Annotated in this window: 8 protein-coding genes; 2 read left to right on the top strand and 6 right to left on the bottom strand. The window is 52.9% G+C overall.

What is annotated here, in order from left to right:
• Window positions 1-23 precede the first annotated feature (23 nt).
• Both KME82_RS06680 and KME82_RS06685 read right to left on the bottom strand, forming a co-directional pair.
• Window positions 24-464 carry a hypothetical protein gene (locus KME82_RS06680; RefSeq protein ID WP_215497827.1) on the bottom strand — a complete coding sequence of 147 codons (441 nt, stop codon included), beginning with the start codon at window positions 462-464 and terminating at the stop codon, window positions 24-26.
• 75 nt (window positions 465-539) lie between these two features.
• Window positions 540-806, bottom strand: coding sequence for a DUF6959 family protein (locus tag KME82_RS06685; RefSeq protein ID WP_215497828.1), 267 nt, complete (start codon window positions 804-806; stop codon window positions 540-542).
• 253 nt (window positions 807-1,059) lie between these two features.
• Between KME82_RS06685 and KME82_RS06690 the strand changes: the two genes are divergently transcribed.
• Window positions 1,060-1,302, top strand: coding sequence for an XAC0095 family protein (locus KME82_RS06690; protein ID WP_215497829.1), 243 nt, complete (start codon window positions 1,060-1,062; stop codon window positions 1,300-1,302).
• 605 nt (window positions 1,303-1,907) lie between these two features.
• Here the strand turns inward: KME82_RS06690 and KME82_RS06695 are convergent.
• From KME82_RS06695 to KME82_RS06710, 4 genes are all read right to left on the bottom strand, one after another.
• On the bottom strand, window positions 1,908-2,375 hold the full coding sequence (locus KME82_RS06695; RefSeq protein ID WP_215497830.1) for an SMI1/KNR4 family protein: 468 nt from the start codon (window positions 2,373-2,375) through the stop codon (window positions 1,908-1,910).
• 96 nt (window positions 2,376-2,471) lie between these two features.
• On the bottom strand, window positions 2,472-2,882 hold the full coding sequence (locus KME82_RS06700) for a hypothetical protein (protein WP_215497831.1): 411 nt from the start codon (window positions 2,880-2,882) through the stop codon (window positions 2,472-2,474).
• A 745-nt stretch (window positions 2,883-3,627) separates the two neighbouring features.
• Window positions 3,628-4,056: a hypothetical protein gene (locus KME82_RS06705; RefSeq protein ID WP_215497832.1), complete on the bottom strand. Its 429-nt coding sequence runs from the start codon at window positions 4,054-4,056 to the stop codon at window positions 3,628-3,630.
• A gap of 441 nt (window positions 4,057-4,497) precedes the next feature.
• Window positions 4,498-4,923 (bottom strand): hypothetical protein, encoded by a 426-nt coding sequence (locus tag KME82_RS06710; protein ID WP_215497833.1) that lies wholly within the window; start codon window positions 4,921-4,923, stop codon window positions 4,498-4,500.
• A gap of 173 nt (window positions 4,924-5,096) precedes the next feature.
• On the opposite strand from KME82_RS06710, the gene KME82_RS06715 reads away from it, so the two are divergent.
• Window positions 5,097-5,819, top strand: a complete 723-nt coding sequence (locus KME82_RS06715) for a transposase (RefSeq protein WP_215497834.1) — start codon at window positions 5,097-5,099, stop codon at window positions 5,817-5,819.
• The last annotated feature ends 202 nt before the right edge of the window (window positions 5,820-6,021 follow it).

Raw genomic sequence — 6,021 nt, forward strand, 5'->3', positions numbered from 1 at the left:
CAGAGCATCACTCGATGCCCGTATCAATGCCGCGCATCCAATCGCGAAACTTTAAGCCGTAACGCTTCAATGTCCGCGGTCGCCCAAGCTCGGCTCGCACAAGCCGAAAGGACTGACTTTGATGCATCGCGGATCGCTTGTAGAAAGGCCAATGCATCGACTTCCAGCTCGAAGGACTCGGCTTCCGTTGCGACGTCATCGCGTCCGCGCCTGACTATAAAAGAGTCGCCCACGATGGTTATCCGCAATGAGTAGGGGCCATCCATGAAATACAGCTCGGTTTCGCCTTCGCCGGCTGACATGAGCTTTGTCGTTGCATCGAGCCACCAGCCGAGAATGACGACGACGAAGTCATTCCAGTTCCGCTCGGGAAATTGGAACGCGCCGAACTCGAAGAACACGGTGCCGGTTACGTTCCTTGAGAAGCGAAGCGATGCCTCGTCCACTGTGACGCCGATGAACATTGCTCGTTCTCGCATGGGTTTTTGTCGAAGGGCTTGCATAACGATTTCTGGCAAACAACATGCCGTAGTCCGGCCCTAGAAGTAGGGAAGCGAATAGCCATTGCGGGTCAGAACGCTCTCGTACAAATCCAAATAACCTTTCAGCGAATCGACAACGAATTCGAGCTCGTCATAAGCCTCTGGTTGTTCATCCGGATTCAGTGTCGTGAGGGTTTTCTGCACGCCGCGATACAGGCTATATAACGTGTCGCCCTGCAATAGCACGCCGGGGAAGGCGCGCGTTGACAATTTGACGATCGCGCAGTTGATTGTCGGATCGAGCACTTCAGCGGTAGTTTCCATGGTGGGTTTCGGCTCTTGCGTGAAGGGAAGAGTGGTGCGCTCATTTGAAAGCAGTATCGCTATCGATCCGGTGGCGGTCCATTGCGCGGCGACAACGCCTAATGGGTCAGTTGACACGCCGATTTGGCGGTAGCAATCTTTGCCTCGGAGCCTAGAATCTCCTTACATAGCGGTCCCACCTCCGAAATGAGTGGAGTTTCCGCCTGCGCTTGCGCGCGGCGCGGACCACAAGTCTCGGATTGGAGCACTGCTTATGTCTCGCAAGACCCCGCCTGCTACGTGTGTGGGCGAACTGATATTACCCGTCGATGCATTCTTAGAATTGCGGGCATTCCACGACGAGCTGATAAGTCTCGCGCGAACTATCGATCCTGCCACGCCGCCGACCCTGAAGGCCCGCAAGGCCGAACAATCCCGCCGCCGCGCCCTGGCCAAAGTCTTCCGGCTATGGGCCGAGCAGATGGATCGCAGCCTCAAGGCGATCCGACCGGCGTAACACCGTCGCGCCCCGGCCGTCGTCGACCGCGACGGCGGCCGCACCGAGCAAGCGAACGCACGCAAGGCGCCAATGCCCGCGCACGCGCTGTTTTGGCCAAGGCCTGAACGAAATCAGGCCCCGCGCGTACCGACAACGGCGGTGGGAGCCTTACATCGCCCAACGCCCCGCGTTTGAAGGCTCGCGGTCAGCCCCCAAGAGGCCAAGCGCCGAGCGCGCAACCGCGATCGCAAAGCTCGGAACCTTGCGATCGCAGCCCCATGCTCCGACCGCAAGGCCAAAAGCTCCGCCCCCGAGGCTCGGAGGCTTGCGCTCGCAAAGCTTTTTGCCTTGCGACCGGGCTGGGAACCTTGCGCGCGCAGCTCTGAACTCGGCCCGCGAAGTCGCGAGCCCGGCGCACGACGCTTTTTGCCTTGCCATCGCAAGCCTCGGAGCCTTGCGATCAGGCCGGCGAGCTTGCGCGCAAGGTTCGGAGCTTTGCGGTCGGCAATCGGCGCATCGCGCGCGTGGCTGAGGGGCTCGCGCAGCCTTCGGCCGATTACTGCGCCTATACGACAGTTCTCGTCCGCGGCGTGGATAAGACCAAATGCCAAGCTGCCCGGTTATTACGCTTTCTTCTCAATTTCAGGCAAGTGCTCGTCTGAAAGAGTCGAGCGCCAATCTTCTATGACCTTCTCAATGAGCTCGGAAAAGGAGTCAGCTCCGGATTCGACCGTGCCATCGTCATAAACCCTGAAAGTAGGCGGGTCGTCTTGGTCGCAAATAAAATAAAGATATTGCGATCCTTGATAGGCGGAAAAAACGAAAGCGTTGTCAGCAATAAGGAAGTCGGCGCCATTCTCTTCGATCGCAACCTTAAGTTCTTGCTTTAGGTATTTTAACGAAGGGAAAGAAAAATCAACGTCGTTGAAGAGTAGGCCTGCCGATTTCCCGCATTCCTTAAGAAATAATTTGTACTGCGCTGGAAGCTTCACTGCCTGATGCCTTTCTATTTCCTCGATCTCCTCGTCGCTCAACCCAAGTATGGGGCGTTTGATGTCAAGGCCTGCGGAGATTATTTTTTCCTTGAGCATGAATCTACTCGCTTATTTGAGGCATGGAATTTATCGATGCGCCCAGGCTTGGTAAGTTACATATCGATATTTGCGGACAATGATTTTGCCGAGACATCAGGCGAAGAGATCTTTCCTGAAGATATGAAGCACGATTAGCTCTATCGGGTCCGCATGCGGGATCAGCGCATCTATTCTCTCAATGAGAATGTTCTTATGCCCTGCCAGAGACACTCCCTCGGCTTCAAAATCCCTCAAGGAATCAAGAGCCGCGACAGCGGCCTCATGATCATCCATCAATGCAATGTGGACCAATCCACTGAGCGATTTGTCACAAGGCAATTGACCCAGTACCTCAGCGCACCTTTTCAACCAGTAAAAGGGCCGGGACGGAAGGTTGCCAGCCAATGCGCTCCAGTCTTCATCGTCGAAGCAAATTAAAATCCGGGCAGCATCATCGACACCAACGTCCGACCAGTAATCTATGCCCCAATCCTTGCTGATGTATTCATCAAATTTTTCAAACATATATCAGCTCTGGAATTTTGCGACAAGCAAGGGGCGGTGAAGCAAGCGGGCAGGGCGCGCTTCCTTGGGCCTTGAAAATAGGGGCGGCGTGTACTTGTTTAGCAAAGTCGCCCTGGCCTGTGTTTGCGGTTCTGTTTCGCCCCTTGCTGCCCCCATTCTTGCTGGGGGTCAATGGGATTGCTGTAATATTTTGGAGAGGCGTCTCATTAATTTTGAAATATCTCGACTCTTGCCTGTGCTCGATATGATGTGATATTCGCCGGTCTTTTCAAAATCGAATACGGATTCTTTGCAAAACAGGGGTCAGAGTGGACTTTCTAAGTAAAGTCCACTCTGACCCCTGTTTTGCAATGCTCTACTCACTCCGCATCCCACCTATCTGGCGCTGGGTACGGACAGCGCATATCGTCAACACGCTTATGCGTGCTTGGGGTTGCATAGATGCTGAATCCAGACGAAGTGGCGCTTATTCGGTTGCGACTGCAGCGCCAACACGCACTCGGTACTGACCGCTTTCGAGCCATGATCGAAGCCCAGTTGCAGCGGCGCGCAGGTCCGGCAAAGATTGGACGTCCGTCTAAGGTTCGACTGGTTCGGAGGGTGAATATGAAAGTACTCTCTGACCCCTGTTTGGAGCGGAATGGAAAGTCCACTCTGCTCCGTGTTTTTATCGGCATCGCCGCCATGGAGCGGCTCACATTTTGATGGAGCAGATAGCTTAACGGCTGGAAGATGCACTCTTTTGCTACGAATTATTTGCGTTATTTATCTCTATAAACCTGGAGAAAACATCCGGTTGGGAAATGCCCTTCATCGATTCAATCTGTTCAGTCAATTTCGTTAGAGCTATATCGGTTGATTCAATATTGAGTCGATTATTTGTTTTTTCATATTTAAATGTTTGAGAGAAGTTGTTTTCCACAAACTTAATGGCTTGGATGATCTCGCTCTCAGATATGCTTGAGAGAAGGACGCTATAGCTTATTTTTTGCGGCGGCAGAAAAAAGGAGTTTTCAAGAGTTATTTCTTCAATTTTTTCGCCGCAGTTGCTGCATATTTTAGGATCTGTGGACTCTTTTAAACATGAAAAGCATATAAATGCGCCTGTTTTCTTGGTGTTTGTCGTGTTGTTCATTGTTTCGCTGCCTTTTTCAGAAACAGGGTCAGAGTGCACTTTCCTTAGCCCCGTATCCGTGATGGACCGATGGTGGTCGGCGCCAAGCTAAAACAGGCTGTGTGTTGTCCCCGCAAGGAAGCACAGTATGCCTCGACAGCCTAGAATTGATCTGCCCCACATCGCGCAACATGTCGTTCAACGCGGTAACGATCGACGTCCGTGTTTCTTCCAGGACGTAGATTACCTTCGCTATTTGAGTGAACTGCGCGAACTGGCCACGCGGGCCGGCTGAGAAACAGGGGTCAGAGTGCACTTTCCTTAGCCTCGTATCCGTAATGGACCGATGGTGGTCGGCGCCAAGCTAAAACAGGCTGTGTGTTGTCCCCGCAAGGAAGCACAGTATGCCTCGACAGCCCAAAACAGGGGTCAGAGTGAACTTTCCAAGTAAAGTCCACTCTGACCCCTGTTTTGCGTGTTTTGGAAATCTCTGCTCCATTTTTAGCGATCATGTTTATTTTGATTTAATAGCTTATTTGCTAAATTGCTGATTGACTCTTCTTTGTGGTGTGTGAACTTGGATAATATTATTAATTTATCCGCTTTGTCGGACTCGGAAATTATTTCCAAGGCTTGATAAAGTGAATCTGGATGTAGCTTATCAAGCCTCCTCGTTGTTATGGCTATAGCAACAGCTTGAGCCGTAGTTAGTGTCGCCGCTAAGCCGAGGACCATAAAATAACTGTATTCAATATCAGGGTTTTCTCCGTTGATCACCAGATCGTCTAATTTCAATATTAAATTGTTTACTTCTAATTCTTCGTAGTCGCCCCGTTCAATTCTTCTGTAAATGAGATCCAATAACCCGTCGCGATCGTAATCGCTGAGGCTTTGGTAGTTATTAAGCGCGTCTTCCACTTGAGTCATGGTTTCTTTCTCATCAGGTCGATTAACCAATCTGGCGGCGCCGGCATTCAGAAACAGGGGTCAGAAACAGGGGGGCAGAGTGCGCTTTCCTTAGCCCCGTATCCGTAATGGACCGATGGTGGTCGGCGCCAAGCTAAACAGGCTGTGTGTTGTCCCCCGCAAGGAAGCACAGTATGCCTCGACAGCCTAGAATTGATGCGCCCCACATCGCGCAACATGTCGTTCAACGCGGTAACGATCGACGTCCGTGTTTCTTCCAGGACGTAGATTACCTTCGCTATTTGAGTGAACTGCGCGAACTGGCCACGCGGGCCGGCTGCGCGATTCACGCCTACGTGCTGATGACGAATCATGTCCATCTGTTGCTCACGCCATCTCAGGCGGGGCAGGTAAGTGCGATCATGCAGGCGCTGGGACGACGTTATGTCCGCTATGTTAATGATCGTTATCCTCGCACCGGTACCCTGTGGGAAGGGCGGTACAAGGCGTGCCCTGTCGACACAGATAGCTATTTGCTGCACTGCTATCGGTATATAGAACTCAATCCCGTGCGTGCAGGGATGGCGAGCACACCAGGCGATTATCGCTGGTCCAGCTATCACGCGAATGCGTCTGGCCAATCCAGTGCTCTGCTCACTCCGCATCCCACCTATCTGGCGCTGGGTACGGGCAGCGCATATCGTCAACACGCTTATGCCCGCTTGGTTGCAGAGATACTAAATCCAGACGAAGTGGCGCTTATTCGGCTGCGGCTGCAGCGCCAACACGCACTCGGTACTGACCGGTTTCGAGCCATGATCGAAGCCCAGTTGCAGCGGCGCGCAGGTCCGGCAAAGATTGGGCGTCCGTATAAAGATCGGCCGGGGCCGGGGAGTGGAATGAAAAGTCCACTCTGACGCCTATTTTCAGGGCGTCCGTGCAAGAATCGGCTGGGGGTCGGAGAGTGGAGCGAAAAGTCCACTCTGACCCCTGTTTTGGGCTTGGTTGCAGAGATACTAAATCCAGACGAAGTGGCGCTTATTCGGCTGCGACTGCAGCGCCAACACGCACTCGGTACTGACCGGTTCCGAGCCATGATCGAAACCCAGTTGCAGCGGC

Origin of the sequence: Lysobacter capsici (assembly GCF_018732085.1) — a bacterium.
Taxonomy (GTDB): Bacteria; Pseudomonadota; Gammaproteobacteria; order Xanthomonadales; family Xanthomonadaceae; genus Lysobacter; species Lysobacter capsici_A.